Source organism: Thermoanaerobacterium xylanolyticum LX-11 (assembly GCF_000189775.2).
GTDB lineage: Bacteria > Bacillota > Thermoanaerobacteria > Thermoanaerobacterales > Thermoanaerobacteraceae > Thermoanaerobacterium > Thermoanaerobacterium thermosulfurigenes.
Map to the genome: position 1 here is coordinate 1,960,828 of NC_015555.1, position 26,557 is coordinate 1,987,384.

At 36.6% G+C, this 26,557-nt stretch carries 29 protein-coding genes, 3 tRNA genes and 1 riboswitch; of the genes, 6 read left to right on the forward strand and 26 right to left on the reverse strand.

Annotation, left to right across the window (positions count from 1 at the left end; genetic code table 11):
- Positions 1 to 131 precede the first annotated feature (131 nt).
- The 12 genes from THEXY_RS09585 to THEXY_RS09640 form a co-directional block, all read right to left on the reverse strand.
- Positions 132 to 950: a flagellin N-terminal helical domain-containing protein gene (locus THEXY_RS09585; RefSeq protein WP_013788636.1), complete on the reverse strand. Its 819-nt coding sequence runs from the start codon at positions 948 to 950 to the stop codon at positions 132 to 134.
- Between the two features lie 121 nt (positions 951 to 1,071).
- Positions 1,072 to 1,299 carry a carbon storage regulator CsrA gene (gene csrA, locus THEXY_RS09590; RefSeq protein ID WP_013788637.1) on the reverse strand — a complete coding sequence of 76 codons (228 nt, stop codon included), beginning with the start codon at positions 1,297 to 1,299 and terminating at the stop codon, positions 1,072 to 1,074.
- Entirely contained in the window at positions 1,280 to 1,729 is a 450-nt protein-coding gene (fliW, locus tag THEXY_RS09595; RefSeq protein ID WP_013788638.1) for a flagellar assembly protein FliW, read from the reverse strand. Before fliW ends, csrA begins: the two co-directional genes overlap by 20 nt.
- A 22-nt stretch (positions 1,730 to 1,751) precedes the next feature.
- Positions 1,752 to 2,309, reverse strand: coding sequence for a DUF6470 family protein (locus THEXY_RS09600; protein ID WP_013788639.1), 558 nt, complete (start codon positions 2,307 to 2,309; stop codon positions 1,752 to 1,754).
- Between the two features lie 12 nt (positions 2,310 to 2,321).
- Complete coding sequence (gene flgL, locus THEXY_RS09605; protein ID WP_013788640.1) at positions 2,322 to 3,212, reverse strand: flagellar hook-associated protein FlgL; 891 nt, start codon at positions 3,210 to 3,212, stop codon at positions 2,322 to 2,324.
- Between the two features lie 16 nt (positions 3,213 to 3,228).
- Positions 3,229 to 4,665: a flagellar hook-associated protein FlgK gene (gene flgK / locus THEXY_RS09610; protein WP_013788641.1), complete on the reverse strand. Its 1,437-nt coding sequence runs from the start codon at positions 4,663 to 4,665 to the stop codon at positions 3,229 to 3,231.
- A gap of 34 nt (positions 4,666 to 4,699) precedes the next feature.
- Positions 4,700 to 5,179, reverse strand: a complete 480-nt coding sequence (locus THEXY_RS09615; protein WP_013788642.1) for a flagellar protein FlgN — start codon at positions 5,177 to 5,179, stop codon at positions 4,700 to 4,702.
- Positions 5,180 to 5,192: 13 nt separating this feature from the next.
- Positions 5,193 to 5,471, reverse strand: coding sequence for a flagellar biosynthesis anti-sigma factor FlgM (flgM, locus tag THEXY_RS09620; RefSeq protein ID WP_013788643.1), 279 nt, complete (start codon positions 5,469 to 5,471; stop codon positions 5,193 to 5,195).
- Positions 5,472 to 5,517: 46 nt separating this feature from the next.
- On the reverse strand, positions 5,518 to 5,928 hold the full coding sequence (locus THEXY_RS09625) for a TIGR03826 family flagellar region protein (RefSeq protein WP_013788644.1): 411 nt from the start codon (positions 5,926 to 5,928) through the stop codon (positions 5,518 to 5,520).
- A gap of 8 nt (positions 5,929 to 5,936) precedes the next feature.
- Complete coding sequence (locus THEXY_RS09630; protein WP_013788645.1) at positions 5,937 to 6,626, reverse strand: ComFC family protein; 690 nt, start codon at positions 6,624 to 6,626, stop codon at positions 5,937 to 5,939.
- A 75-nt stretch (positions 6,627 to 6,701) separates the two neighbouring features.
- Positions 6,702 to 8,918: an SF1B family DNA helicase RecD2 gene (gene recD2 / locus THEXY_RS09635; protein WP_041592246.1), complete on the reverse strand. Its 2,217-nt coding sequence runs from the start codon at positions 8,916 to 8,918 to the stop codon at positions 6,702 to 6,704.
- A gap of 68 nt (positions 8,919 to 8,986) precedes the next feature.
- Positions 8,987 to 9,559 (reverse strand): hypothetical protein, encoded by a 573-nt coding sequence (locus THEXY_RS09640; protein ID WP_013788647.1) that lies wholly within the window; start codon positions 9,557 to 9,559, stop codon positions 8,987 to 8,989.
- A 225-nt stretch (positions 9,560 to 9,784) separates the two neighbouring features.
- On the opposite strand from THEXY_RS09640, the gene THEXY_RS09645 reads away from it, so the two are divergent.
- Positions 9,785 to 10,384 carry an HD-GYP domain-containing protein gene (locus THEXY_RS09645; protein ID WP_013788648.1) on the forward strand — a complete coding sequence of 200 codons (600 nt, stop codon included), beginning with the start codon at positions 9,785 to 9,787 and terminating at the stop codon, positions 10,382 to 10,384.
- A 107-nt stretch (positions 10,385 to 10,491) separates the two neighbouring features.
- Here THEXY_RS09645 and metK read toward each other — a convergent pair whose 3' ends face one another.
- From metK to THEXY_RS09675, 6 genes are all read right to left on the reverse strand, one after another.
- Complete coding sequence (gene metK / locus THEXY_RS09650; RefSeq protein WP_013788649.1) at positions 10,492 to 11,679, reverse strand: methionine adenosyltransferase; 1,188 nt, start codon at positions 11,677 to 11,679, stop codon at positions 10,492 to 10,494.
- Between the two features lie 74 nt (positions 11,680 to 11,753).
- Positions 11,754 to 11,855: riboswitch (SAM riboswitch) on the reverse strand.
- A 127-nt stretch (positions 11,856 to 11,982) separates the two neighbouring features.
- Positions 11,983 to 12,486 carry a rubrerythrin family protein gene (locus THEXY_RS09655; protein WP_013788650.1) on the reverse strand — a complete coding sequence of 168 codons (504 nt, stop codon included), beginning with the start codon at positions 12,484 to 12,486 and terminating at the stop codon, positions 11,983 to 11,985.
- A 19-nt stretch (positions 12,487 to 12,505) separates the two neighbouring features.
- Positions 12,506 to 13,006 carry a peroxiredoxin gene (locus tag THEXY_RS09660; protein ID WP_013788651.1) on the reverse strand — a complete coding sequence of 167 codons (501 nt, stop codon included), beginning with the start codon at positions 13,004 to 13,006 and terminating at the stop codon, positions 12,506 to 12,508.
- Positions 13,007 to 13,229: 223 nt separating this feature from the next.
- Positions 13,230 to 13,315 (reverse strand) — tRNA-Tyr (locus tag THEXY_RS09665).
- Between the two features lie 45 nt (positions 13,316 to 13,360).
- Positions 13,361 to 13,436 (reverse strand) — tRNA-Val (locus THEXY_RS09670).
- A gap of 5 nt (positions 13,437 to 13,441) precedes the next feature.
- A tRNA-Pro gene (locus THEXY_RS09675) sits at positions 13,442 to 13,517 on the reverse strand.
- 320 nt (positions 13,518 to 13,837) lie between these two features.
- On the opposite strand from THEXY_RS09675, the gene THEXY_RS09680 reads away from it, so the two are divergent.
- Positions 13,838 to 16,207 carry a phosphodiester glycosidase family protein gene (locus tag THEXY_RS09680; protein ID WP_013788652.1) on the forward strand — a complete coding sequence of 790 codons (2,370 nt, stop codon included), beginning with the start codon at positions 13,838 to 13,840 and terminating at the stop codon, positions 16,205 to 16,207.
- Positions 16,208 to 16,230: 23 nt separating this feature from the next.
- Here THEXY_RS09680 and THEXY_RS09685 read toward each other — a convergent pair whose 3' ends face one another.
- A complete protein-coding gene (locus THEXY_RS09685) occupies positions 16,231 to 16,896 on the reverse strand; it encodes a hypothetical protein (protein ID WP_013788653.1) in 666 nt (221 codons plus the stop codon).
- A gap of 75 nt (positions 16,897 to 16,971) precedes the next feature.
- Here THEXY_RS09685 and yyaC point away from each other — a divergent pair, with 75 nt between their 5' ends.
- A complete protein-coding gene (gene yyaC / locus THEXY_RS09690) occupies positions 16,972 to 17,517 on the forward strand; it encodes a spore protease YyaC (protein ID WP_013788654.1) in 546 nt (181 codons plus the stop codon).
- Positions 17,518 to 17,523: 6 nt separating this feature from the next.
- Here yyaC and THEXY_RS09695 read toward each other — a convergent pair whose 3' ends face one another.
- From THEXY_RS09695 to THEXY_RS09705, 3 genes are all read right to left on the reverse strand, one after another.
- Positions 17,524 to 18,978 (reverse strand): Gmad2 immunoglobulin-like domain-containing protein, encoded by a 1,455-nt coding sequence (locus THEXY_RS09695; RefSeq protein ID WP_013788655.1) that lies wholly within the window; start codon positions 18,976 to 18,978, stop codon positions 17,524 to 17,526.
- Between the two features lie 81 nt (positions 18,979 to 19,059).
- Positions 19,060 to 20,454, reverse strand: coding sequence for a sensor histidine kinase (locus tag THEXY_RS09700; protein WP_013788656.1), 1,395 nt, complete (start codon positions 20,452 to 20,454; stop codon positions 19,060 to 19,062).
- Positions 20,455 to 20,463: 9 nt separating this feature from the next.
- A complete protein-coding gene (locus THEXY_RS09705) occupies positions 20,464 to 21,141 on the reverse strand; it encodes a response regulator transcription factor (RefSeq protein WP_013788657.1) in 678 nt (225 codons plus the stop codon).
- A 99-nt stretch (positions 21,142 to 21,240) separates the two neighbouring features.
- Between THEXY_RS09705 and nagA the strand changes: the two genes are divergently transcribed.
- The gene (nagA, locus tag THEXY_RS09710; protein ID WP_013788658.1) at positions 21,241 to 22,389 is read left to right on the forward strand and encodes an N-acetylglucosamine-6-phosphate deacetylase; all 1,149 of its coding nucleotides are present in this window, start codon (positions 21,241 to 21,243) and stop codon (positions 22,387 to 22,389) included.
- Between the two features lie 2 nt (positions 22,390 to 22,391).
- Here nagA and THEXY_RS09715 read toward each other — a convergent pair whose 3' ends face one another.
- The 3 genes from THEXY_RS09715 to THEXY_RS09720 form a co-directional block, all read right to left on the reverse strand.
- Positions 22,392 to 23,402, reverse strand: coding sequence for a LacI family DNA-binding transcriptional regulator (locus THEXY_RS09715; protein ID WP_013788659.1), 1,011 nt, complete (start codon positions 23,400 to 23,402; stop codon positions 22,392 to 22,394).
- 129 nt (positions 23,403 to 23,531) lie between these two features.
- A complete protein-coding gene (locus THEXY_RS12915) occupies positions 23,532 to 23,666 on the reverse strand; it encodes a hypothetical protein (RefSeq protein WP_268257772.1) in 135 nt (44 codons plus the stop codon).
- Positions 23,667 to 23,729: 63 nt separating this feature from the next.
- On the reverse strand, positions 23,730 to 24,551 hold the full coding sequence (locus tag THEXY_RS09720) for a Cof-type HAD-IIB family hydrolase (RefSeq protein ID WP_013788661.1): 822 nt from the start codon (positions 24,549 to 24,551) through the stop codon (positions 23,730 to 23,732).
- Between the two features lie 202 nt (positions 24,552 to 24,753).
- Between THEXY_RS09720 and THEXY_RS09725 the strand changes: the two genes are divergently transcribed.
- Both THEXY_RS09725 and THEXY_RS09730 read left to right on the forward strand, forming a co-directional pair.
- On the forward strand, positions 24,754 to 25,425 hold the full coding sequence (locus tag THEXY_RS09725; protein WP_013788662.1) for a YetF domain-containing protein: 672 nt from the start codon (positions 24,754 to 24,756) through the stop codon (positions 25,423 to 25,425).
- 8 nt (positions 25,426 to 25,433) lie between these two features.
- Positions 25,434 to 25,817, forward strand: coding sequence for a DUF4363 family protein (locus THEXY_RS09730; protein ID WP_013788663.1), 384 nt, complete (start codon positions 25,434 to 25,436; stop codon positions 25,815 to 25,817).
- A 114-nt stretch (positions 25,818 to 25,931) separates the two neighbouring features.
- Here the strand turns inward: THEXY_RS09730 and THEXY_RS09735 are convergent, their stop codons facing one another.
- Positions 25,932 to 26,510 (reverse strand): HDIG domain-containing metalloprotein, encoded by a 579-nt coding sequence (locus THEXY_RS09735; RefSeq protein ID WP_013788664.1) that lies wholly within the window; start codon positions 26,508 to 26,510, stop codon positions 25,932 to 25,934.
- Positions 26,511 to 26,557 lie beyond the last annotated feature (47 nt).

Genomic DNA, 26,557 nt, shown 5'->3' on the forward strand with positions numbered 1-26,557 from the left:
CTTATACTTTTTAACCTATCACATCTATCCTTTCGGATTATGTTGTAGGGTATAAGGCTCTAAGGGTTTTCCAGCAATTCACCCGGTGGTAATCCTGAAAATTACTCTTCAGGACGCCTGTATGAAACAGCTTATGCAGCTATTTCCTCAAGCATTGCCGTCGCTGCTTGGTTTAGTATGTTATCCTTTGTGAATTCCATCATCTCTTGAGCCATGTCTACATCTCTTATACGTGAATTTGCAGCTGTCAAATTTTCTGATGCTGTACCAAGATTGTTAATCGTGTGTTCAAGTCTGTTCTGATATGCACCTAAATCTGCTCTCTGACCAGAAACTTGATTTATAGCTTTATCTATAACATCAATTTGAGCTGATATGCTAGCTGCTGTAACACTAGCACCTGCCGAACCTACAAATATAGAAGCTATACTCATAGCAGCGGCTGACGCTTTTAATGCCGATGCAGTCATTCGTCCTATAGCAACATTAATAGTTTGATTTGAATTAGCTCCAATTTGCAATGTAACATTAGCAGTACCATCTAAAAGATTTTTAGTGTTAAACTGCGTTGTAGTAGCTATTCTATTGATTTCATTTTTAAGCTGATCAATTTCTTTTTGTATATTAACTTTGTCTTCATTTGTATTGGTATCATTTGATGCCTGTACTACAAGTTCTCTCATTCTCTGGAGAATCGATGTTGTCTCGTTTAATGCACCTTCTGCTGTCTGCAAAAGTGATATACCATCTTGTGCATTTCTTTGAGCTTGATCTAATCCAGCTATCTGCGCTTTCATCTTTTCAGATATTGCAAGACCTGCTGCATCATCTGCTGCGCTGTTGATCCTGTAGCCTGATGAAAGCTTCTGCAATGCTTTTTGTGTGTTTGTGTTGTTTGTCTCAAGTGCTCTCCATGCGTTTATAGCACTTAAGTTTGTGTTGATTACCATATTTTCTTCCTCCTTGAATTTTTATTTGGCATCCATGCCATATCGACCATAAATTTTCACAGTTGGCCAACTGCTTGTCTTTTGTTTTACACTATATATATCGATTTTATTTTTTTTTACTTTAGTCTTTTTTTATAATTTTTTCTAACATTTTAAGTGATGATTTATCTATATTAATTGCTTTTTTGTTCTCGTCTTTTACTTCTAAAAGCTCTTTTCTCATGACAGTTACATCCTTTGGAGCGGATATGCCTATTTTTATATTTTCGCCATCGATTCCTACAACCATTACCTCAATGTCATCCCCTATAATCAGAGACTGCCCTATTTTACGAGTAAGTATCAGCATTTTTTAGCTCCTTAAGTAAGGGATGCTTTATCATGTATTTGTCATTGTCCATGATTATCTGCATACCTTTGTTGTTTTCTGCATTTATGATTATAGGGGCTTTTAGATTGGCAGTCATCTTTTCAATTTCATCAGGTATTACAACGATGGCATAAACAAGTACATGGTTTAAGTCCTTTATGTCCAACGATTTTATCGTCTCCTCATCTAATTCAACCTTATAATCTTTTATTACAACTTTAGGATCGACTATCACAAAAGCTATATCTGTATCATCGAGGGACTGCAGCCACTTAAAAGGGGTATATTCATCAATGCTTAGAAGAATGAAGCTTTTAAGTCTCTCGAAGCCTGGTATGCCTTCCTCAAAGTGAAGTACATCTTCTTCGTTATAGCTGACAACGCCAAAATTTCTTGTCTCTATATCCATCGCTCATGCCTCTCTTTCAAATTCAAACTATTGCATCCACATTCTGACCTATATAGTCGATTTTTATAGAAGGATACTGAAGCATGTATATGCTTACATTTGCCCTTGTTGCGTCTATCTCAGGTTTTTTAGGTGTGGCATCTATATACGCCTTACCATCCTGCCAGTTTATGTTGAGATAACCATCAAACCATATCTTAGGCCTTGATTTTGGCATAAGGTCTACATTAAAGTCTATATTCTCAACACCTGCCTGAGACGCTAACTCTGGTATGACATTCTGATGGTTCTCTATTGATGCCAAGGCATCTCCATCTTCAGCAATTTTCCCTATGGCTTCAAGACCTATCTGATAGCTTCTTTCTGCCTCGTCGTGTATAAGATCAAATATGTTTTTTAGTCCAGACTCGTAGAAACATTGATATTGATCTATACGAACCTGTGGCAATTTCTGATCAATTTCTACCTTAGGCATCTCTTGATGTATATTAAGATCTGCATTCTGATTGTGAATATTAATTGCGGCAGGAGTAGTGTCAATACCTATCCTGCCGAACGTTTGGTGTATTGCTATATCCATAGTACCGTTCCTTTACCTCAGAAAATCTACCAAAGATGGCTGAATGATCATAGCGCCTGAAGCTAATGATGCTCTGTACACATTATCATCCATCTTTAGATTGGTAATAACCTGTGCTATGTCTGCATCTTGATTCTTGGAAAGCAATGATGTAAAGTTGTAGTTATCATCACTTAGCCTGTTTGCAGTCAAATCAATTCTATTTGCCTTTGCTCCTGCATCAGCCCTGATTGATAGGATATTTTGCAATTGATTATCTATATCTCCTATTATGTTGCTGACAGCTTGGTTATCTCCCGATTTCAATGCATTTGATAGATTGTCCATCACAGTAAGAAGCTGTGAAGTGCCAGAAGATACATCAAACACCTTATCGCCTGTCACATTCACCTGAATTGTATTACCACCTGCACCTATCTCAAATTTTATAGCGCCATCATCGCCAGCATACCCATTGCTTGTATCGCTAAAAGGCTTTGTATCGGTCTTGTATCCAGCAAATATGTACCTACCATTGTACTGGGTATTGCCTACTTGTATAATCTGCTGCTTTAGCTGATCCACTTGTGCCGCAATACTTTGCATGTCGCTTTGAGTAAGAGTGCCATTAGATCCCTGCACTGCTAACTCTCTGGCATTTTGCAGCATATCTCCTATTTGCCCTAATGCCGTATCAGTAAGGCTAAGCCACGATTTTGCATCGTCTGTATTCTTGGTATACGCATTGTTTCTCGCGATTTCCGTCTTTATCCTTAAAATACTTGCCACTGCAACAGGATCGTCTGATGGCTTGCTTACTTTTTCACCAGTTGACAACATATTTTGATCTTTTTGAAGCCTTTCAAGATTTTTGTTGTAGTCATTCATAAAATCCATCACAAGCATGTTATTCGTTACCCGCATTGTCTACACCTGCCTTTTATGTTACTCCCATTTTATTTATAAGCGTATCTAAAAGCTCATCCATGACAGTTATCATCCTTGCTGATGCTTCATAAGACTTTTGGTATTTAAGCATATTTGCCATCTCTTCATCCAGAGAAACACCAGACACAGATTGTCTGTTGTAATCAACCTGTTTTACCATTGTACTTTGATTTGTCTGCATCTGATTTGCCTGCTGTGCATCAACGCCAAGGTTGGAAATCAAAGAGCTTATAAAATCATCAAACGTCCCATTGTTCAATCCGCTGATCTTCGTATCTCTAAGCGCTATAAGATTTAAGACATTTGTATTGTCTCCAGGCAGCGAACTTGCTGATGATGCTGCGGCAATCTTTTGAAGTCCATCATCTGCAAGTATGTCTGATGAAACTTGTATATTTTTAGCATATTCTGCAGTTGGATTATACGTCGTATCTGTTATGTTGAAAAAATTGATGCCAGTGCTTCCATCAAGCCCATATCCTGCAGCATGCTGTGCATTAAAAACCGTCGCAAGGTTGTACGCAAATTGATTCAATTGCTGCTCATAGTAAGGAATCCCTTTTACACCATTTGTGCCATCGCCATCTCTCATATCCAAAAGTCCCTTTAATATGCCACCTGTCGGATTCACAGGCGTTCCGGCAAGATCCCACTTTATTGTTCCTGTATTGTCTATGCTCATTGTATAGGCATTATTCCCATCCACAAGAGCTTGTCCGCTTATGTCTACCCTAAAATTTCCATTTGAATCTTCATAAGTATTTATGTTAACTATCTCAGAAAGCTGGTCAACCAACAAGTTTCTCTGATCTCTTAAGTCATTGGCTGTCTGCCCTGTAAGTTCAAATCTGTAGATCTCATTGTTTAGTTTCGATATTTGATCTGCATATGAATTGATTTGCTGTACTCGGCTTTGAATAGTGCTATTTATTTGGTTTTCTTGATCATCAAGATGCTGATAAATAGTATTAATGGTATCTGTCAGTGATATGCCATTTTCTCTAACTTCAGCCCTCACTTCAAGGCTTTCCGGGTTTTTTGACAAATCTTGAAGTGAATTAAAAAAATTGTCTAAAACGGTTGTGATTCCCGTATCAGATGGCTCGTTTAAGATGTCTTCTATAGCAGACAATGTATCTGACTTAGTCTCCCATTCACCGAGTGTGGTATTTTCTCTCCTGTACTGCTGATCTAAAAATTGATCTCTTATCTGTCGATAGCCGTCAACATTGACGCCACCTCCTATGGCTTTGCCCCATTGGTCAGCCATGCCGTAAGTCGTAGGAGGCGCTATTGCAGACAGGTCTATGACTTGCCTCGTATATCCAGGCGTGTTTGCATTTGAGATATTGTGTCCAGTCAAATTAAGTGCCTGTTGGCTTGCAAAGAGACCTGTTTTTGCTATCTCCAATCCTTGAAAAGTAGACACTGCATTTCATTCCTTTCATAGCTAAAATTATTTCTTACGCCTTTCTATCTATGATTCTATTTATCCTTTTTGATACGCCACTTTCGCCGTATATACCATCGTCCTCTAATAAATTATTTGATATGACGCCAATCGAATAGTTTACGAATTCGATGGACTGTTTGAGAAGCGATTTATTCAACTCATTCCTATTGCTAAGTGCTTTTAAAAGATCATTAAATTCCTCTTGAACTATCTTTAATTTTTTAGCGTCATCTTCAGGCAGTATTCTGCAAAGTTGGCTTATGGTCATTTGACTGTCGAAATGATCATTTAAAAATTTTTCTCTTTCATCTTCTAAAATCATTAGCTTACTTATTATGCCACCTTCTACTTTTGTCATGTTATCAAGTTCTTGTATCTCTCCCAGCACTATGACATCGGTCTTTTTAGTGGCTATGTCGTATAAATCTTTGTACAAAAGCATTTCCCCATTCAATACATCAATAAGCTCATCTATATTCGGATTTGGCATAATCATACCACCTTTAAACTTTTTTATCTAAAATAGCTCCTTTTATCATGGACTCAGCGATATCATCAGATTTTATGTTATAATTGCCACTATCAACCTTAGCCTTTATATCCTGCACCTTTTTCTCCCTCAACTTATCATATTCCGCAAAGCTTTTGCTGATCTTAGAAGCATTATCTGATATTTCCACTTTGTCAACTTTGTTTGTCTTACTTGTATTTACAGCATTAGCATTTGCAGACTTATACATGTCGTAAATATTGTTAACATTAATATTATTGTATATTTTCATTCTATTCCCACCTTCCCAATATTATATCGGCTAAATTCAATTTCACTTAATATTTTCTTTTAGTGTCCTTTTTTTCATCTCTCAAATAAAGTTTTTCAAAACTTTCGTCAATTTTATCAGCATTTAATGCACCTTTTAAAGACCTTTCAAGTTCTCTTGAACATGATTCACAGTATCTGCCTGACAATATCTTTTTACCGCATCTTTCACAAGTCAATGAAATATTGGTGTTTTTAGAGCCCAATATGAGTCTGCCTTCTTTTAAAAAGTCCAATATTCTTTTTACTTCCACATCTGTTGCTTTAGACACTTCTACAACTGTGGCTTGCGGATTTCTCTCAATGTAATCTCTGATTTTTATGAAGTCTTCTTCATCTTTGTTAAAACATTCTGGACATAAATCAAACCCAGTATAGTTATAAAGCTTTCCACATCTTTTACAATTCTTTATATCCATAGCACACCTCACACATTCCTTCCTGTTGCAATTGTAGCTGCAAAAACATCTTTTGCACCGCTTTCTCTTAAAACTTTTGCACATTCATCAAGGGTAGAACCTGTTGTCAAAACATCATCCACCAAAAGTATGGTCTTGTCTTTAACAAGATCGCCATAAACTACCTTAAAAGCACCTTTTAAGTTTTTCATGCGCTCTTCTCTTTTAAGTTCGGTCTGGGATTTAGTGTTTTTTATACGTCTCAAAGGCTTTGACATGATTACGTCGAATCTATAAGAAAGCTCTCTCGCCAAAAGCTCTGATTGGTTGTATCCCCGCTCATCCAGCTTCGTCCTATGAAGTGGTACAGGTACTATAACATCAAACTTTATACCAGCTTCTTGAATACATCTATACATGTATTCTGCAAAAAATTCAGCTAAACTTCTCTCTTTGTAGTACTTGAATCTGGCAATCAATGATTTTATCGTTTCGTCATACTCAAAAGGACTTATGCTGCGAGTAAAAACATGGTTTATTTCCATGCAGTCAGGGCATCTATCGCCATCTCTAATAGGCTTTCCACACACAGAGCACCTATTCCCGATAATGAATGGCAATTTATTTTCACATTCAAAGCATATTTTGCCTTCTTTTATGACTTTGCCGCAAAGCAAACAATTTGTCTTTGGCGGAAAAAGTAAATCAAGAAAAATCATAGTGCATCCTTCCGTCCATCTATTTAACTTTTATATCGGCATATTTTAAAATTTATTTAACTTTCGTGAAATTAATCAATTTTCTTCCACCATGAATTTAAGGACTTTCATAAGTTTAGGTAAAAGCCCTGAGTACCTCTTTGATATAAGATTATTGTCGATCATACTTTTTAAGTATTTTTCTTGGCCAACTATTACCACAAGCTTTTTAGCCCTCGTAACAGCCGTATACAGAAGGTTTCTGGTAAGAAGCATAGGCGGTCCAAAGCTCATAGGCATGATGACAGCCGGAAATTCACTTCCTTGGCTTTTGTGGACAGTCACACAGTAAGAAAGGCTTAACTCATCTATATCTGCAAAATCGTAAACAACCCGCTTATCATCATCAAATAAAACAGTAAGCTCCTGTGAATCATTATCGATAGACTCTATGATACCCATATCACCATTAAAGACGCCTTCACCTTTTTCGTCTCCTTTTGTCCACTTCATCTTGTAGTTGTTTTTCATCTGCATCACCTTGTCTCCTACTCTGAAAGTAAAATCTTTCATCTGCCTCTCATCCAATCCCTTTTTCGAAGGATTTAAGCACCTTTGCAGTTCATTGTTCATGTTTATTACACCTATCAAGCCTTTTCTCGTGGGGCTTAAAACTTGAATATCTGTAAAAGGGTTAAATCCATACGCTTCAGGCAACCGCCTTTTACATAAATCCAATATAATATTTAAAATTTCGTCTTGTGATGAAGCATTTATAAAGAAAAAGTCATTTTCTTTATCATTTAACACAGGGTACTCTCCATTGTTTATCTTGTGGGCATTTACTACTATCAAACTTTCCTTCCCTTGCCTGTATATCTTATTAAGCCTTATAACTTTTACCAAGCCGCTATCTATGATGTCTCTAAGCACATTGCCAGCTCCAACAGACGGAAGCTGATCCACATCTCCAACAAGTATCAATCTTGAGCTTAACGGAATAGCTTTAAGAAGAGCATTCATAAGCAATATGTCTATCATCGAAGCCTCGTCTACTATTATGACATCTTCTGTCAATGGGTTTTTATCATCCTTTCCAAACCCTCGTCCTTCTTCTTCAGTGTATGAATACTCTAAAAGGCGATGTATCGTCTTAGCTTCAAAACCTGTAGCTTCAGTCATCCTCTTTGCAGCTCTTCCTGTAGGTGCAGTTAATGCTACCGATTTTTTAAATTTTTTAAAAAGCTTTATAATGAAATTTATTATGGTGGTCTTTCCCGTCCCAGGTCCACCTGTTATGACGAGAATTGAGTTCTTGACAGATTCTAAAACTGCAACACGCTGATTGTCTGCAAGATGAATTCCCATATCTGATTCTATCTTCGATATTTCACTTTCAATATCAATATCCTCAGGCTTTACATCTGTCAGCGTCATGTTTAAAATCTTATCTGCGGTGTTGTTTTCAGCTACAAAATACGGTATATAATACACGCCGTGAGAGCCATCTTCAAATGTCTCAAACTTCACTTTTTCGCTTTGTGCCAGAAGAACCAACGAATCATAAACTTCTTCTTCTGATACTTCAAGAAGTTTTGCTGCTTCTTTAAGCAAAAGTTCAAGTGGCACATACGTATGGCCATTTGATGCATATTGTATCAAAACGTACTTTGTGCCAGATGAAATCCTATAGCTGGAATGCAAGTCAACACCCATTGCTCGAGCTATCTTATCAGCCGTCCTAAAGCCAATCCCAAAAATTTCATCCGATAGTCTGTACGGATTCTGCTTTATGAGTTCTATAGAATCATCGCCGTATTGCCTATATATTTTAATTGCATTTGTGGTAGAAATGCCATAACCTTGTAAAAAAACCATCACGTCCCTCAATGTCTTCTGCTGCTCATAAGATTCTGATATCATCTTTACTCTTTCTTCGCCTATTCCAGGTATATCCAATAATTTTTCTGGATGAGATTCTATAATGTTTAGAGAATCGACGCCGAATTTTGAGACAATCTTTTTCGCCATGACAGGACCTATACCTCTAATGAGTCCAGATGATAAAAACCTCTCCATCCCATACAACGTTGACGGCGCTATCGTCTCATACTTCGAAACTTTCACCTGTTCCCCATAGTCAGGATGCGTCATCCATTCACCTTCAACTTTAAGCGTCTCACCTATTCCAACAAAAGGCATATATCCTACAACGGTGATAGTGTCATTTTTCGAATTAAGTTCTAATACAGCATACCCATTTTGTTCATTTTTAAAAATTATCTCCTCAACTGTACCTATTATTTCAACCATATCTATCCCTACTTTTTTATTTTCTATCTTTAATTGTATATTATTTTCATATACATTTGAAGCACATATCATATTTTCTCGATTTTATACTTTATATTTACAATTTCTTCGTACAAAAGGGCTATATCTGCTTTAGTTGCTGGAAGGTTGTACATGGATCTGTCGCTTTCAAAATTTAATGGACTTAAATTTGCAAAAAAAGTCTTTATCATTGCAGCATTTCTCAAATGTTTTTCAATTGTCGATTTCTTTTGATATACTTTTATCTTGATGTTGCCAACATTTACAATGCAATACGTAGAATGCTCCTCAATCTCATTTATTTTCTCATAGCACACATATCCGTAAGATACATCCTTTGCTACTTTTGGAATCCTCGATTTTAACTGTACAAGCGTAAAGTTGCCAGCTAAAGGAATTGGAAAATTATTTTTTATGCCAAGGCTTTTGGCGTACTTTTCTTTCATGGCACTTAAATCTACAGCATACTTTTTCAAAGTCCTCTTTAGACAACTTTTGACACTGGATTTTATACGCAATACATCGCCATTTAAGTCTATTAATTCTGTTCCATCACCGTAATCATCAAGATAACAAGGCAATATGGCAATGTACACATCAGGTATATCAAAATTCTTCATCTCCATTACTCCTTTACGAACTAATGTTTGTACATATTATATATTATAACAACTTTAAAGTCAATATATGGATAAAATTTTAAATAATTTTTCTGAATTTTTTTTTTTTTTTTTTTTTTTTTTTTTTTTTTTTTTTTTTTGAATTTTATTACAATGCATGAAATTATTGACTACTCCAAAGAATTATAATATAATATTAATTGTCGAAAAAAGGGGAAAAATGAGATGAATTATGATGAAGAAAAACTGATGTCGCATCTTTTGATTTCGCTAAGAAACTACCATTACGAAACGTACAAGCACAGCATCAGAGTCGCAAAATTGTCATACAATGTAGCGAACATGATGCGACTTAACATGAAGGAAAAAATAGCAATATATAAGGGTGCATTACTGCATGATATAGGCAAAGTGATGATTCCAATTAATATTCTTGCAAAACCAGACAAACTTACAGAATTAGAATACGACGTCATGAAATTGCATCCCATATACGGCGCCGATATACTTGAAGCCTTGACCCCACTTTCATACTTGACGTCTACTGTGCTATATCATCATGAAAGGCTTGATGGGACAGGTTATCCTTATGGTTTAAAAATCATTCCATTTGGTGCACAGATTGTAGCAGTGTGTGATTCTTTCGACGCAATGACAAACGATAGACAGTATAGAAAAGCCAAAAGTGCTATTGAAGCGATACAGGATTTGAGAGAGTGCGATGCAAAATACAATCAGATGCTTGTTTCAGCATTAGAAAACGTGATTAAAACAAATGCAAAAGTTTTTGGAAAAAATAGAGAAAGCAATGGAATAGCCATCTAATTTATGCTATAATAAAAGTAGCGGAGCGTACAATTTTTATAAAAACTGCGGCTATAAATATACATAAACGCCGCAAAGCCCGGAGTTTCCTCCGGGCTTTAAAATTATTATTTATTAAAAGCAAGTTTTTTCAATATTTCAGCTCTGTCAGTTCTCTCCCATGTAAGGTCAAGATCTGTTCGGCCAAAATGTCCATACGCTGCAACTTGTCTATAAATAGGCCTTCTTAAATCAAGATCTCTTATGATAGCAGCAGGTCTTAAATCAAATACCTTTTTGACTATTTCAGATATCTCTTCATCAGATATCTTTCCAGTGCCAAAAGTATCTACATTGACTTCTAATGGTGTAGCTACGCCTATAGCATATGCCAATTGAACTTCACACTTTTCAGCAAGTCCAGCAGCTACAATGTTTTTCGCTACATACCGTGCAGCGTACGCAGCAGATCTGTCAACTTTCGACGGGTCTTTGCCAGAAAAAGCACCACCGCCATGTCTTGCATATCCACCATAAGTGTCGACTATTATCTTCCTTCCTGTAAGGCCACTGTCCCCTTGCGGTCCACCAACTACGAATCTTCCTGTCGGATTTACATATATCTTCGTATCTTCATCAATAAGCTCTGGTGGAACGATAGGTTTTATTACATACTCTTTTACATCATTTTCAATCTTATCATGATCAACGTCTGGCGAGTGTTGTGTAGATACGACGATTGAATCAACTCTTTTTGGTACGTCATCAACGTACTCAATCGTCACCTGTGTCTTGCCATCAGGTCTTAGATAATCTAAAGTGCCATTTTTCCTTACCTCTGCTAATCTGCGAGCAAGTCTATGGGCTAATGATATTGGAAGAGGCATAAGTTCAGGCGTCTCTGTACATGCGTATCCAAACATCATACCTTGGTCTCCAGCACCTTGTTCTTCCAGCTCATCGTGGGAGATGCCTTTTTTAACTTCCAGAGCCTTATCAACTCCCAATGCTATATCTGGAGACTGTTCATCTATTGATGTAAGCACAGAGCATGTGTCAGCATCAAAACCGTATTTTGCCCGCGTATACCCTATCTCTTCTATAACCTTTCTTGCAATTTTGGGTATGTCAACGTAGCACTTTGTGGATATTTCGCCCATTACCAATACCATACCTGTCGTGACAGCAGTCTCACAAGCTACCCTTGCATAAGGATCATTTTTTAGGATCTCATCTACAATAGCATCAGATATCTGATCGCAAATTTTATCTGGATGTCCTTCAGTAACTGATTCTGAAGTAAAATACTTTTTCATCTGTATCCTCCTTTTTAAATCACATAAAAGACCTAAAACAAAATAAAACCTCTCCAAAAGAAGAGGCACATCCACCCTCATCTTTCAGAAGCAAACTTCTGCGAGAATTAGCACCTTGTCTTAAGACAGGTTGCCGGGCTTCATAGGGCTCTTCCCTCCACCTCTCTTGATAAGAGTTTCACTTATTTAACTTAAAATATAATATCACAGTACAAAAAATAAGTCAATTAAAAATTAAAAAGTGCTTGATGACAATCAAGCACTTTAAAGTTAATATATGATAATGAAGGGGTTTTATGCCTTTTAGAATACAACAAACTTATCTCTTGGTGCTCCACATACTGGACATTTTTCTGGAGCTGTATCAATTGCCGTATACCCGCAAACTGGGCAAATATACACTTTAGATATAGCTATGTCTTCATTTTTAAGTGCCGCTGCTTTTGCATCTGTATACATCTTAGCATGTAACTTCTCAGCTTCAAGAGCATAGTTGAAGCTTTTATCTGCAGATTTCTCCTCCTGCAGATCTGCTACAGCTTTATATGCTGGATACATTTCTTCTACTTCAAACGTCTCACCTGCTATTGCCTTGTCAAGATTTGCTACTGTGTCTTTCACTTCGCCTAATGTCTTGTAGTGATTTGTAGCATGAACTAATTCGGCGTAAGATATAGCTCTAAAAAGCTTTGCTATGTTTGGCTTACCCTCCTTTTCAGCAACATCAGCAAAAATTTGATACCTCATGTGAGCCTGGCTTTCACCTGCGTATGCATCGCTTAGATTTTTTGTCGTCATTTCTCTCATTTCAAAATCTCCTCCTTCTTTAATCTAATACTTTGTCCCCTGGTTTCCAACCTACAGGGCAAGCATGACCTGTTTGAAGTGCATTAAGCACTCTCAATATTTCATCGACATTTCTGCCGATTACTGGCTCATGTACAACTTCGTAATCAACATTTCCCTCAGGATTAATGATGAATGCAGCTCTCAATGCTATACCAGCATCTTCAATAAGTATTCCATACTGCTTTGTGACTTCTTTGTTGTAATCAGATAAAAGCGGAAAATCAACACCACCAAGACTATCTATCCATGCCTTGTGCGAGTAAACGCTATCTGTGTTAATACCTAATAACTCAGCATTGAGCTTGTCAAATTCAGGTTTCATCCTGTTAAACTCAGGTATTTCTGTTGAACATACTGACGAAAAGTCAAGTGGATAAAAGAAAAGTACTACCCATTTACCTTTATAATCGCTTAAGGATATTTGACCTTTTGTGCTGTCTAACTTAAATTCAGGAGCTTTCTTACCTACCAATGACATATGTACCCACCTCTCATCTATTTCTAATTAATCATCACATCGGATAAACTATTAATATTTTATTTCTATTAATAACTATTTTCCCTTCACAAGTATTATTATACATCAATTATTTTTTATGTCAATAGGATTTGGAAAATATTTTATCGATGTCTTTGAAAATCGTTACGATGAGGAAATATTGAAAGGCAAAATAAAAAAAGGCCACTTAGCCTTGTATCCATGGTGGAGGGAGATGGATTCGAACCATCGAAGGCACCAGCCAACAGATTTACAGTCTGCCCCCTTTAGCCACTTGGGTATCCCTCCATGATTATTTTATTTTAATGTGAGAAAAATCTTCACAAATAGAAATGGTGGTCGCAATAGGGCTCGAACCTATGACCCCCTGCTTGTAAGGCAGGTGCTCTCCCAGCTGAGCTATACGACCAATCATGGTCGGGGTGGAGGGACTCGAACCCCCGACCCCATGCTCCCAAAGCACGTGCGCTACCAACTGCGCTACACCCCGGTGTCTTGCGACATATTTGATTATAGTTGAAATCTATCAATTTCACAAGATTTATTATTCCTCATTTTAGCCGGTTTCCATAAGTTAATTTGGTATTTTTTCGATATCTTTCGCTTATACTCCATTTATCTTTTATAATCATTATACGCAATTTAGGCAATAATAATATCAGTTTTTATTTTTATTTTATGAAATTGTAACACGGCTGTAATATACAAAAGGTACAATATGGTTATATGCTATGGAAAATTTATCAACAGCGCTAAATTGCCGAAGATAAGTTTTAAAGAACAATTGCTAAATACATAGGAGGGATTTTCTTGAAGTACCGAAAAGCTATAAGCATGTGTATATCTTTAATAATTATTTTTTCATCGATTTTTATGAATGGTATTGCTGCAGATGCTTACACTGTAATAACTTCAAATGAAAGCCAGCAAATATTAAGCAAAGGTGTTACAGAAAAGAATATTACATATTTTACGACAGATGGTTTTATCAATATCAATGTTTTGGATGTGGACTTAAGCGACAGTAACACATCAATATCCACCATTTTTAATCCATCTGGTTTTAAAGACAGAATGGATGTAGAAGACATGGCAAATGGCAACGGTGCTATAGCCGCAGTAAATGGCGATTTTTTTGACACTAAGCAAGGGTTTATCGTAGGAGCATCAGTTAAAGACGGAAATCTTTTAACTGTCCCATACTATCAAGGGAATTACGCCACATTTGCCATTGACAAAAACAACGTGCCATCAATAGGATATTGGAAAAGCACTTCTCTTAGCATAACACTTCCAGATGGCAATCAAGTTCCCGTAAGTGCTTTAAACAACGTAGGTTCCATAGGCAGTGGTACATCTTGCGTCATATTTACGAAAGACTGGAATGATGAGACACCGGGTCTAATCGATAGCTATAAAGACCTTGTTGAAGTATTGGTTGACAAAAACGGCAGTGTCTTAGAGGTAAGGCAAAGCCAAGGTCCCGCAGCGATTCCCGATGGAGGTTATTCTATAGATGCAACAGGCGACGTAGCAAAGATTTTATTAAATCTAAAACAAGGAGATAAAATCATCAAAAATATCTCTACAGACCCTCCATTTGACAACTTTAAGATGGCTGTAAGCGGAGGAACCATTTTGGTACAAAACGGTTCAATACCGTCGCAATTTACCGACAATGTAGATGGCATATACGCAAGGACAGCTATAGGCTATACTGAAGATAAGAAGCATGTAATAATAGCAACAGTTGACAACGCCAACACGAGAGGGATGACAGAAAGTGAATTAGCGCAGCTTATGTTAAGCTTAGGCGCTTATGATGCTATGAACTTAGACGGTGGCGGCTCAACTCAAATGGCCATAAGACCTTTAGGAGATAGTCAAGCAAAGGTCCAAAATGAAGTTCCTGGCTTCGAAAGAAATGTAGCCAACGGCGTTGGAGTATTCAACACAGCACCAACAGGAAATCTATACGCCATAAAAGTTGAAGCAGATAGCCCAAATGTCTTTGTAGGCACCCACAGAGCAATCATCGTAAAGGGATATGATGCAAATTATCAACCAGTAAAAATCGATCAAAACTCTGTATCATTTTCTATAAGCGGCATAGCAGGAAGATTTGATGGAAATGAATTTATGCCTCAAAGTGCAGGTGACGGCGTAATAATAGCAAGAGTAGGCAATGTGACTGGTACATTGAAAATAAAGGCTTTAGATGCTATAGCAGACATAAGATTTACACCTTATTCGGTCAATGTCGATAAAGGCGGGACTGCATCAATATCTGTGATAGGGAAAGACATAAACGGCTATAGAGCACCTATAGAAGACCGAGACATAAGCTGGACGGTTTACAACAATGTGGGCACTATTTCAAATGGAGTCTTCAAAGCATCAAATATCGATCTATCTGGTGCTTTGTCGGCAAATATAAATGGAAAAGTGGGCAATTTAATGGTAAAAGTGGGACAAGGATCAGATTTTGACGTATCACAACTTCCAAAGCCATTGGACTTTGAATCTATTGACAGCAAAAATAGAGAAGTAAGCGTCAGCAACACTAACGATTCGTTTAAATTCATGGTATTTGGGGACACAGATTACAATACGCTTTTGAAGCTTCAAATTTCTTTAAAAGCTGCCAGCATAGCCAATAAAGGCTATCCTTTAGTAGTTTTCACAGGGGATGTAAATGACAAAGTCTTAAAATCACTTACGATTCCGTATATAAAAGCAGGTAATTCTTACGGAGTATATGACTTTAGAAATTCGACATTTATCATGTTGGATGATACTAATGGAGGTTTGCTATCATCCAATAAAGACCAGTGGAGTTGGTTTCTAAACACATTAAACAACGTAAAAGGAGATAATCTATTTGTAGTTTTGCCAAAACCTGTATGGGGCTCCGATGGATTTAAAGATACAAGAGAATCTCAACTGTTTGAGGATACACTGCAAAAATTCAAAGAAGATACAGGTAAAAACGTATGGATAATATACAATGGCGACACACCTTTCTATACAACCTTAAATGATAGCATAAGATATATATCTAATTACGGAACAAATTATGACGGTGGCAATATAGACATATACAATAATGCAAGATACATTTCAATAATGGTAAATGGAAAAGACATTTACTATCAAGATAAGAATTTGTTTACAAAGTAAAAGATGCGCTTTATGCGCATCTTTTACTTTGATGTATTTTTCTCGTCAAAATACTTTTCTACCACACTCTTTAAAAAATCTATATCACTTTCTGACAGGTGCTTTTTAAGTATATCCATCATCTCATAACTTTCTTTTTGTGTCACACCATCTTGAGACATTTTCATGATCTCTCCTATGCCTGAGGGACCTAATTTCATCAATATGCTTATAGCCTTAGATTTTGTTGTAAAATCCATCTCTCTTTGAACGCTTAATATTTTTTCAGGCGTTACAACTATTCTATTCAAGTTTAAATTTTCACTGCTTTCTTTTGAATTGTTGTTGCCGTTTATATTTGTAAAATTTCTGTTCCTCTCTTGAATCAATTTCTCCAGCGATTTCTCATCAAATTTTCTTGTGTCATTTTCCTCACTGTTCTTTCTATCAGAATTTTTCTTCTCGCTTTTTTCATTATCTACTGCTGATTTATCTTCATCTTCTTTCAAATTTGGAGTGGTATTGAAAACAGGAACCTGCAACTCATTTTGATTGATTTTACCCGTAGATGAATAGTATGTACTTTTATTTACCGGTTTTAAGACTTCGTTTGGAGGTGGCTGTTCTTTTATAAAAATATCAAGCATAAATATAATACTGACAACCGTAATAGCGATGACGAACCCAATGCTACAGATTGATTTTTTCACCAAAAACACTCCCTTCGAATACTTTTATTATTTCATCCTTAACAGCATTTAATACAAATTTTGGAGGAAGATTTTATGGATGAATTGCGGGTTAGATATGACGACAAAAACGCCATCAATCTCATGTCAGCGTATTTAGCAGAGCAGATAAACTTTGATTCTGTGATACTTTGCATAGGAACCGATAAATGCATCGGAGATTCGTTAGGGCCTATTGTAGGAGACATGATATCAAAAATGACCAGCGGCATAAGCGTATATGGAACATTAAAAAATCCGATACATGCAATGAACCTTGAAGAAAACATCGCACACATTAAGAAAAAGCATCCATACAGCAACATCATTGCTGTTGATGCTTGCCTTGGAGATAAAGACAACATAGGTAAAATATCCATAAAAAAATCGCCGATATATCCAGGCAAAGGAGTAGGAAAAGTATTGCCTGCCGTCGGCGACATATCTATAATAGGCGTGATTGACGCCTTTGACATAATACCTGTACATAATACAAGGCTTGGATTTGTATTTGAGATGGCAGAAGTCATAGCCATGAGCATACATAGAGCTTTTTATTTGAAAGCAACCATAAAAAATAACTCTGACGTAAGTCAGAGCTAATCTTTTTTACTTTAGGTACAATGGTATTGACACAAGATCTTGCACAGAGCCATCTTTTGGGCTTAATGAAAATACCTGCAGTGTGCCATCTTGTGGTGTTGATAATGGATTGTACTGTATGTCTGCTTGAAAATCTCCCCACGATGGTGCACCAGCACTTGCCTGCACAGATGTCTGCGTCAATATATTGCCATTTGAATCCAACAGCCTTATATTAACAACAGCTTCAAAAACCCTGGCCTTTCCTACCACTTTTATAGGGCTTGTAACGCTGTTGTTTCTCATAGGCGACAACACGATTATGTTTGCCTCCTGGCTACTGTAGGATGTGATTGTGTTTTTGTCAGAATCAATCACAGCCCGCGCTTCTTTATTTTTCGTCAAAATCATGCCAAGCTCATCACCTACTTTTATATCTGTAAAATCCATGTCTGTCTCTGAATACTGGTAACCACCTTGACTGTCGTAGCCGATCTTTGACTGGCGGTGTATTATGGCATTTGGCAATACCTTAATATCTGGACCTGCTACATTATTTATATCACTTGTATCTTGGTATTCCCGCTCTATCGTAACGACTCTCGTATCGTAATTGATAGCTTGTACGATGCCATATATGAATGTTTCTCCTTTTGTAGGATCTGCTTCAGGTATCTTCGTAAATTTCGGCTTGACATCACTTATAACCCATATATTGCCTTCTTTATCACCTTCTGGTTGGACAAGTGTCACAAGATAAGACTTATTGTCATGGATAGCATTTATGAGTGCAATCCCACCCTTTTTAGATTCTAATGAAAAATCGTCATCAGGCGAAAATCCAACAATGCCGCCTTCCTCTTGTATTACTTTCATCGGATCCAATCTCCATGAATCCTTTCCAAATGACGTACTCTCCTGAAGTTTTTTAATCCTGTCTTTATCAATGTACACTTCTCCTGTAAGCACAATCCTATTCAATGGATCAAGGCCTATTTTATAACCATAAAGTGAATCTATCTTGTTGCCTTCCACTAAAATCTGGACACTGTTTATGTTTGGAAGTCCAGTAAGTGTATTTACGAGTGCAGCAACCATGTACTTAGCTGTAGTCCCATCGATGCTTGTTGAAGATGTATAATCTTTAGAAAAGTTGACATATGCTGTAGTATCTTTCAACTGAACCGATAGAAGCTTTGTGTTGTCAGGAATTATAGGTTTTGAATATTGATCTGAAGGGCCTTTCATCAATTCATTTATCACCTGTTTCAGTAAGTCCGCATTTTCGGATACGCTTCTTACTTCCATATTCAATCCTGACATCTTGCTATTTAAAAAATACAGCGAAACTTCTTTAACAGCTTGAACAGTAGATTTCGGGCTTATAGGGGCATTTTTTTCCGTCTTAGTTTTCGTGTTTGTAAAGCAACCCGACAAAGAAATTGCAGCGATCAATATCAAGACTAAAAACGCCTTCTTCATTGTTATCCCCTCCTAAAAATATGATACAACATTTTTATTACACCTGTATTAACAGAACCTTAAAATTTAATAAATTTTTGTTTAAATGTTCTTAACCGGAATCGTTATGTAGAAAACGGTGCCTTCGCCGACGGTGCTTTTAACGTCTATGTGTCCTTTATGCAAATCTACAATCTCCTTTACTATGGCCAAACCCAATCCAAAACCTCCAGTCTTTTGAGATCTTGCCGTATCGCCTCTGGAAAACCTTTCAAACACCTTAGGTAGCGTTTCCTGACTTATTCCTATTCCTGTATCAGATATGGTGATGTAGACATTTTTATCATCTGAATCAAGAGTCAGTTTGACCGAGCCGCCACTTGGAGTGTACTTTATGCCGTTTTCAACAACATTGTATATCATCCTGTAAAATCTATCTGCATCAACATCTGCAAAAATGTTTTTCTCGTTTTCAAATATCAGTGAAACACCTTTTTGATCAGCTATGGCTTCAAGGTTTTCAATGACATTGTAAGCAATCTCAGTAATATTTTCCGTTTTATTTTCGATCGAGCGTATTTTGTCAATCTTTGCTAAAACCAGCAATTCATTTACAAGCCTCGTCATTCTGTCAACTTCAGAATTTATGTCCTTTAAAAACTCCTTATACACAGATATATCGACATTATCACTGGATATAAGCGGTTCTACGAGGGCTTTTATTGCCGCCAATGGCGTTTTAAGTTCATGCGATGCATCAGAAACAAATCTTTTTCTCTCCTCGTCTATCTTCATAAGCTTAGTACCCATATCGTTAAATGCATCTGCCAGCCTGCCTATTTCATCATTTCCCTTAACATCAACTTTGTAGTCAAATTTACCTTCGGATATTATCTTTGTAGCGTCTGTAAGCCTTTTTAAAGGCTTAGTTATAAATGCAGCGACTATTAAGCTTAATATGCTTACAATTGAACCTATGTCAGTAAATGTGTATATCATCTGCATTTTAATAGAGTACAAAAAATTCATCACGTCATCAATAGACGTAGATAATAGGACGCTCCCTACAATCTCATTTTTTATAGTCACAGGAACGGCAGAATACATGGTCCAACCAGAACCTGTGATGTAATGTATGCTTGTAGAGCCTGTCCCTTTTAAAGCAGATTTAATATCACTGTAGTTATTTATATCTTTGCCTTCAATACCGCCATTTCCTGCAGAATCAACTATCACTTTTCCATTTACATCAGTAAAAAGGATCCGCGAGTTAATCTGGTTTGCATAGTCAACAATGGTAGGCTCAATCAAATACGAGGAGACGCCTATAAATTTAGAAACCAAATTTGCAATCATATTAGCCTGAGTCAAATTAGTAACTCTTTCATTTGCAAGGTAGCTTTCATAAATATTGTTGAAAAGATAAATACCTGTAGAAGCTAACGAAACTATTAGAATAATAAAATAAATCGAAAATATCTTCCACCTTAAACTCAACGTATCACCCTATTTCATGTAGTAGCCAGAGCCCCACTTTGTGAAAATATGCTTTGGATTTGCCGGGTCATCTTCTATTTTCTCCCTAAGCTTTCTTATATGGACATTTACAGTATTCGTATCTCCATAAAAGTCAAATCCCCATATTAAGTCCATCAGTTTGTCCTTAGAATAAAGCTTACCCGGATTCGAAGCTAAAAGAACTAATAATTCAAACTCCTTATTTGTAAGATCGATGTCTTTGCCATTCTTCTGGACTATTTTGTCAGGAACATTTATCGTAATATCACCTAACTTGATTACGTCGTGCTTTTTTACATAAGGCGTCGTTGTCCTTCTAAATAAAGCTCTGATTCTGGCAATCAATTCCCTCGTGTTGAAAGGCTTTGCAAGGTAATCATCTGCTCCCATCTCAATGCCTACTATCTTATCCACATCTTCACCTTTTGCTGTAAGCATTATAATAGGTATATTTGAAAATGACCTTACCTCTTTGCAAAGTGTAAGACCGTCGATTTTCGGCAGCATCAAATCTAATATAACTAAATCATAATTGCCATTTTTAATTTTTTCCAAACCTTCTTCGCCATCATAGGCACAATCAACGTAGTATCCTTCTTGAATGAGTGATAGCTTTAACCCTTTTACAAGCATTTCTTCATCATCGATAATTAAAATGTTTTCCATAGCCGATACCTCCATTTTTAGTATATCATATTCTATGTAAAAATTGTATATAATTGATTTTATGTTTAAATAAGTCTACAATTTAATTGAGGTGATAATATGAAGACGCTAATTGTAAATGGCAGATTATTAATTGACGGAAATATAGTAGACGGCAAAGATGTATTGATTGAAGGAAATAAAATAAGCGCTATCGGATGTGGTCTTTATGGCGACAACATAATAGATGCTGAAGGAAACTACGTATCACCAGGTTTCGTAGACATACATATACATGGTTCTTCCGGATTTGATACAATGGACGGTACTTTTGAAGCAATAAATGCAATATCGAAGTCTGTAGCAATGCACGGCACCACGTCATTTCTCCCCACAACCATGACAGAAGATAAAAACAAAATCAAAAATGCTATAAAAAATGTGTTTTACAACAAAGACCGTGTTGAAGGTGCTGAAATCTTAGGCGTACACATGGAAGGTCCTTTCATAAACCCAAAACAAAAGGGAGCACAAGATGATAAATTTATTTTAAAACCTACAGTAGAAAATTTCACTGAAATTTGCGGCGAATACATGAATATTGTGAAACTTGTAACAATAGCACCTGAAGTTGATGGAGCATTAGAGCTTATACGTTATTTAAAAGAAAAAAACATCGTCGCATCTGTTGGACATACTGATTCTACTTATGATGATGTAGCTTTAGGATACAAAGCAGGTATAACACACGCCACCCACGTCTTTAACGCCATGAAAGGGTTTCACCACCGTGAAGTAGGAACAGTAGGAGCAGTCTTCGATCTTGACATAAGCGCAGAAGTGATCGCTGACGGAATACATTCCGTCTTCCCAGCCATAAGGACACTTCTAAAGCTAAAAGGCAAAGAAAAAGTAAATCTTGTAACAGATGCAATGATGGCTGCAAACTTAAGAGATGGCCTTTATCAGTTGGGTGGTCAAGACGTATACGTCAAAGACGGTGCTGCAAGACTAAAAAGCGGAGTCTTGGCAGGAAGCACCCTTACATTAGACAAGGCTATCAAGAATATTTTATCCAATACAGATTTATCATTACCTGAATCTGTCGCACTGGCGTCTTACAACAGTGCAAAAGTAATAGGTGCTGATGACAGAAAGGGCCTTATAAAAGAAGGATACGATGCAGATATAGTAATCTTTGACGAAAATATAGAGATAAAAAAGACGATTGTCGGTGGGAAAATCGTCTATGAAAAAAATAGCCAATAAGGCTATTTTTTTTCTTCACCATATCCTGTTGATTCTCTGACAATAAGCTGATGAGGCAAAACCACGTGCATATCATCAATAGGCTCTTTAGCAAGCAATTTTGTCATAAGTCTCATACTTACAGCGCCTATATCGTATGCAGGCCTTTGAATAGTAGTTATAGTAGGCCTAAACATATATGAAAGATACGTGTTATCAAACCCGATAACATGAATGTCTTCAGGCACGCTAAATCCAGAGTCAAATATGGCATTTATTGCAGCGGCAGCCATCTCATCTGATGCTGCAAAAACAGCGTCAACATTGTTTTCCAAAAGCTTTAGCATTGCAAGGTACGCTTGCCTTGCTTTGAAACTGCCTTCTACAACAAGCGACGGCTTAAATCTTATTTTCGCCTCAGATAAGGCTTCTTTGTATCCATTTATCCTCTGTACGCCCCCGATAGGATCATCAGCAGGTCCAGATATCATACCTATCTTCTTGTGCCCTAAAGAAATCAAATACTTCACAGCATCATAGGAAGCTTTTTTGTTGTCTATATTGACATTTGGAAACTCCGACTCAGCATCCTCTGTGCCTGCTAAGACAATCGGTATACCTATGTCTTTTAGCTGCTGCTTTACTGAATCTCTAATTATATCGCCCATGTATATGATGCCATCAACTTGTTTTTCGCTAAGTATCTCTATATAATTCATCTCTTTTTCTTCTTTTTGGTCTGTGTTGCACAGAAATATATTGTAAGAATACATGCTGGCAATGTCTTCTATGCCTCTTACAACTTCAGGATAAAAAGGACTTGATATGTCAGGCACAATAAGCCCTATCGTGTGAGTCTTCTGTATCTTCAGGCTTCTGGCTAAAGCATTTGGCTTATAGCCTGTCTTTTTTATGGCATCCAACACCCTTTGCTTTGTCTCATCAGTAACAACAGCGCTGTTATTTAAAACTCTCGACACTGTAGCTATAGAAACTTTCGCTTCCCTGGCCACATCTTTAATAGTAGCATTCACTCTTTACCACCTCTAAGTTATCGTTTTCTCATACCTTATGGATATTTTACTTTTTTAATGAAAATTTGTCAATAGATTTTCGAAAAAATTTTACATTGTTTTTCATAAATCAACAAAAAAAGACGAAGATCATTTGTCTTCATCCTCATCATCATCTTTTTTTCTATCTTTTAAGACGAGAACAGGTATAAATGACATAGCCATGTACATTATGCCTACAACTAAGACCACAAGAATGCTTAGTTTTATAACCAACTGTTCCACAAAAACCACCTCCGGCACTTATAAAGCCTACTACATTATATGCAAAAGGTGGTTTTTGGTATCCTAAACAGCCATAATTTGTTGCTTTGCAAAAATCCTATTTATCGCAAATGCAATGCCATCTTCATTGTTTGACTTCGTAACAAAGTCTGCCTTTATCTTTACAAGTTCAGGCGCATTTGCCATCGCAATACCAAATCCAGCGTACTCTATCATCGATAAATCATTGAGATTGTCACCTACAGCAGCAACAAGTTCCCTTTTAATGTTGTACATATTTGCCAGCGTCTTTAATGCATTGCCTTTGCTAACACCTTTAGCATTAAGCTCCAAATGGCCACCGCCAGATGTTGAAACAGAAACTATCTTTGAAAGTTTATCGTAAACTTCCGGGTCTACAGGGGCAGGATTTTTAATGTCGCCTATTGCGTATATTTTAGCAGTGCCTTTTCCCGTATTTTTGATGCATTCAGCAAGATCACCAACAGCGTCCACTTCGACTGTATTAAACGACAAATACCATTCAACCCTTTCATTCATTTCTTCAACCACCAGCTTGTCATCGATATATAGATTTACTTGGTAGCCACTACTTTTTAATACATCGATGACCTCTATGGCATCATCTGGCTGAATCGGGTTATAATAGTACACTTTTTTCGTGTAAATATCTTTTATCAAAGCTCCGTTAAAGCAAATGACAGGTGCATTTACCCTAAGCTCTAAAGCGTATGGTAATATTGATGAAAACATCCTGCCTGTGGCAATTGTGTAAATGACTCCCTTTTCTCTTAATTCATTTATGGCATTAATATTTGCTTCAGATATTTTGTTATTGCTATCTAAAAGGCTTCCATCAGCATCTGTTACAAATAACTTACACATATATTTCAACCCCTACGTTTATTTTTCTATAACTATATTATAACAGTTTGTAAATTTACATACTATATCATAATTTAGTATAAAACGTTAACACTGAAAATTTTACATTTTCATTTTTTATTTAACAAACTTTTTACAATGTATATTTTGCATCAATACTCTCAAAATATATTTGTGACATATTAAATGGAAGGGTGGGCTTATGCTTATTATATTTTTTCGTACACTGATCTTGTATTTCTTGGTAGTAGTAGTCATGAGAATAATGGGAAAGCAGCAAATAGGGCAATTGCAGCCATATGAATTGGTTGTAGCAATAATGATAGCTGATTTGGTAGCCGTACCTATGCAAAACAAGGGTATACCTCTTTTAACAGGCATAATACCTATTTTTACTTTGCTTATATCACAGCTTTTTTTGTCGTATGTATCAATGAAAAGCCTACACGGACGTGAAATCATCTGTGGAAAACCTACAGTTTTAATTGACAAAGGCAAAATCCTAACAAAAGAACTTCAAAAGGAAAGGTACAATATAAACGATCTTTTAGAAGAGCTTAGAGTCATGGGCTATCCAAATATTGCAGATGTAGAGTATGCAATATTGGAGACAAATGGCTGTTTAAGCGTAATACCAAAAGTCGAAAAAAGACCTGTAACGCCTAATGACTTAAATCTGACACCACAGTATGAAGGACTACCTCTTCCTATAATTATAGACGGAAAAATCATAAGTAAGAACATGGAAATGGCAAATGTAGATATGAATTGGCTTAATGAACAATTGAAGATGTGGAATATAAGCAGCATAGATAATGTAATACTGGCATCACTTGACCCCAATAACGTATTGACAGTTTACAAGAAGGAGTGATACATTAAATGAAGCACGTAATTCCATTGATTGCAACCATAACTATCTTAATAATACTTGTAGACATAGCTTCGTACAACTACTTATATGCTTCATCCAACAGCATAGAAAAAAAGCTTGATGTTATAGAGCAAGACATAAAAAGTGAGAAGTGGATGAGTGCCAAAACAAATGCCGATGATTTAGAAAAGATTTGGGGAAAAATAAGCAACAAATGGGCAATTTTAATTGAACACAGAGAAATAGACGACATTGATATGAGTCTTTCAAAGCTTAAAAGCTTTATCGAAACTAAAGACAAAGATTTAAGCCTATCAGAGCTTAAAACATTGAAAGAGCTTTACAGCCACATACCATCAAATGAGAAGCTGACACTTGAAAACATACTATAAAAACCCGGTTTCCCGGGTCTTTATAGTGTACAAATTAATTTTGTGCTGGAACTGTCAACTCTTTCGCGTTTTTAGCAGCGTCAGGCAATACCACATTGACATTAAATTTTTGAATCAAACATTGCCTTTTAGCCCTATCTCATCCGCTACACTTCTCATGCCTATGATGGTTTCTTCTATCACTTTATCTAAGTCCATGTTAAGCATTTTTGCGCCTTCCTCTATGACGTCCCTATTGACACCTGCTGCAAAACTTTTCTGTTTCCACTTTTTCTTTACAGATTTCACTTCTAAGTCAAGTATGCTTTTGCTGGGGCGCATAAGCGCTGTAGCTGTAATAAGTCCTGTCAGCTCATCAATTGTGTACAAAACCTTTTCCATTTTATGTACCGGTTCTACATCCGAGCACAATTTCCACCCATGGCTTTCTATTGCATGAATATATTCTTCAGGCCATCCACGTTCCTTTAATATTTCTCTTACTTTCTTGCAATGCTCATTTGGATACATCTCATAGTCAAGGTCATGCAAAAGTCCTACGATACCCCATTTTTCCTCATCTTCGCCAAAAAGCTCAGCAAAATGCCTCATAACCGCTTCAACAGCCAACGCATGTGTGATAAGGCTTTCACTTTTGTTGTAATCCTTTAATAATTTATAAGCTTCATCCCTATTAATTAAAGCATTCTCCATAATGCAATACCCTCTTTCGTAATAATATTATTTTTAAATAGAATTAT

Coding starts and splice junctions, on each gene's coding strand:
- flgM (WP_013788643.1), bottom strand. CDS start 5,471: ATGAAAATATACAATAATATTAATGTTAACAATATTTACGACATGTAT.
- THEXY_RS09600 (WP_013788639.1), bottom strand. CDS start 2,309: ATGGATATAGCAATACACCAAACGTTCGGCAGGATAGGTATTGACACT.
- THEXY_RS09695 (WP_013788655.1), bottom strand. CDS start 18,978: ATGAAGAAGGCGTTTTTAGTCTTGATATTGATCGCTGCAATTTCTTTG.
- THEXY_RS09625 (WP_013788644.1), bottom strand. CDS start 5,928: ATGGATATAAAGAATTGTAAAAGATGTGGAAAGCTTTATAACTATACT.
- metK (WP_013788649.1), bottom strand. CDS start 11,679: ATGAAAAAGTATTTTACTTCAGAATCAGTTACTGAAGGACATCCAGAT.
- THEXY_RS09725 (WP_013788662.1), top strand. CDS start 24,754: ATGCTTATTATATTTTTTCGTACACTGATCTTGTATTTCTTGGTAGTA.
- yyaC (WP_013788654.1), top strand. CDS start 16,972: ATGGATGAATTGCGGGTTAGATATGACGACAAAAACGCCATCAATCTC.
- THEXY_RS09655 (WP_013788650.1), bottom strand. CDS start 12,486: ATGAGAGAAATGACGACAAAAAATCTAAGCGATGCATACGCAGGTGAA.
- fliW (WP_013788638.1), bottom strand. CDS start 1,729: ATGGATATAGAGACAAGAAATTTTGGCGTTGTCAGCTATAACGAAGAA.
- THEXY_RS09730 (WP_013788663.1), top strand. CDS start 25,434: ATGAAGCACGTAATTCCATTGATTGCAACCATAACTATCTTAATAATA.
- THEXY_RS09735 (WP_013788664.1), bottom strand. CDS start 26,510: ATGGAGAATGCTTTAATTAATAGGGATGAAGCTTATAAATTATTAAAG.
- nagA (WP_013788658.1), top strand. CDS start 21,241: ATGAAGACGCTAATTGTAAATGGCAGATTATTAATTGACGGAAATATA.
- flgL (WP_013788640.1), bottom strand. CDS start 3,212: ATGCGGGTAACGAATAACATGCTTGTGATGGATTTTATGAATGACTAC.
- THEXY_RS09615 (WP_013788642.1), bottom strand. CDS start 5,179: ATGCCAAATCCGAATATAGATGAGCTTATTGATGTATTGAATGGGGAA.
- THEXY_RS09585 (WP_013788636.1), bottom strand. CDS start 950: ATGGTAATCAACACAAACTTAAGTGCTATAAACGCATGGAGAGCACTT.
- THEXY_RS09705 (WP_013788657.1), bottom strand. CDS start 21,141: ATGGAAAACATTTTAATTATCGATGATGAAGAAATGCTTGTAAAAGGG.
- csrA (WP_013788637.1), bottom strand. CDS start 1,299: ATGCTGATACTTACTCGTAAAATAGGGCAGTCTCTGATTATAGGGGAT.
- recD2 (WP_041592246.1), bottom strand. CDS start 8,918: ATGGTTGAAATAATAGGTACAGTTGAGGAGATAATTTTTAAAAATGAA.
- THEXY_RS09640 (WP_013788647.1), bottom strand. CDS start 9,559: ATGAAGAATTTTGATATACCTGATGTGTACATTGCCATATTGCCTTGT.
- THEXY_RS09645 (WP_013788648.1), top strand. CDS start 9,785: ATGAATTATGATGAAGAAAAACTGATGTCGCATCTTTTGATTTCGCTA.
- THEXY_RS09660 (WP_013788651.1), bottom strand. CDS start 13,006: ATGTCATTGGTAGGTAAGAAAGCTCCTGAATTTAAGTTAGACAGCACA.
- THEXY_RS09630 (WP_013788645.1), bottom strand. CDS start 6,626: ATGATTTTTCTTGATTTACTTTTTCCGCCAAAGACAAATTGTTTGCTT.
- THEXY_RS09720 (WP_013788661.1), bottom strand. CDS start 24,551: ATGTGTAAGTTATTTGTAACAGATGCTGATGGAAGCCTTTTAGATAGC.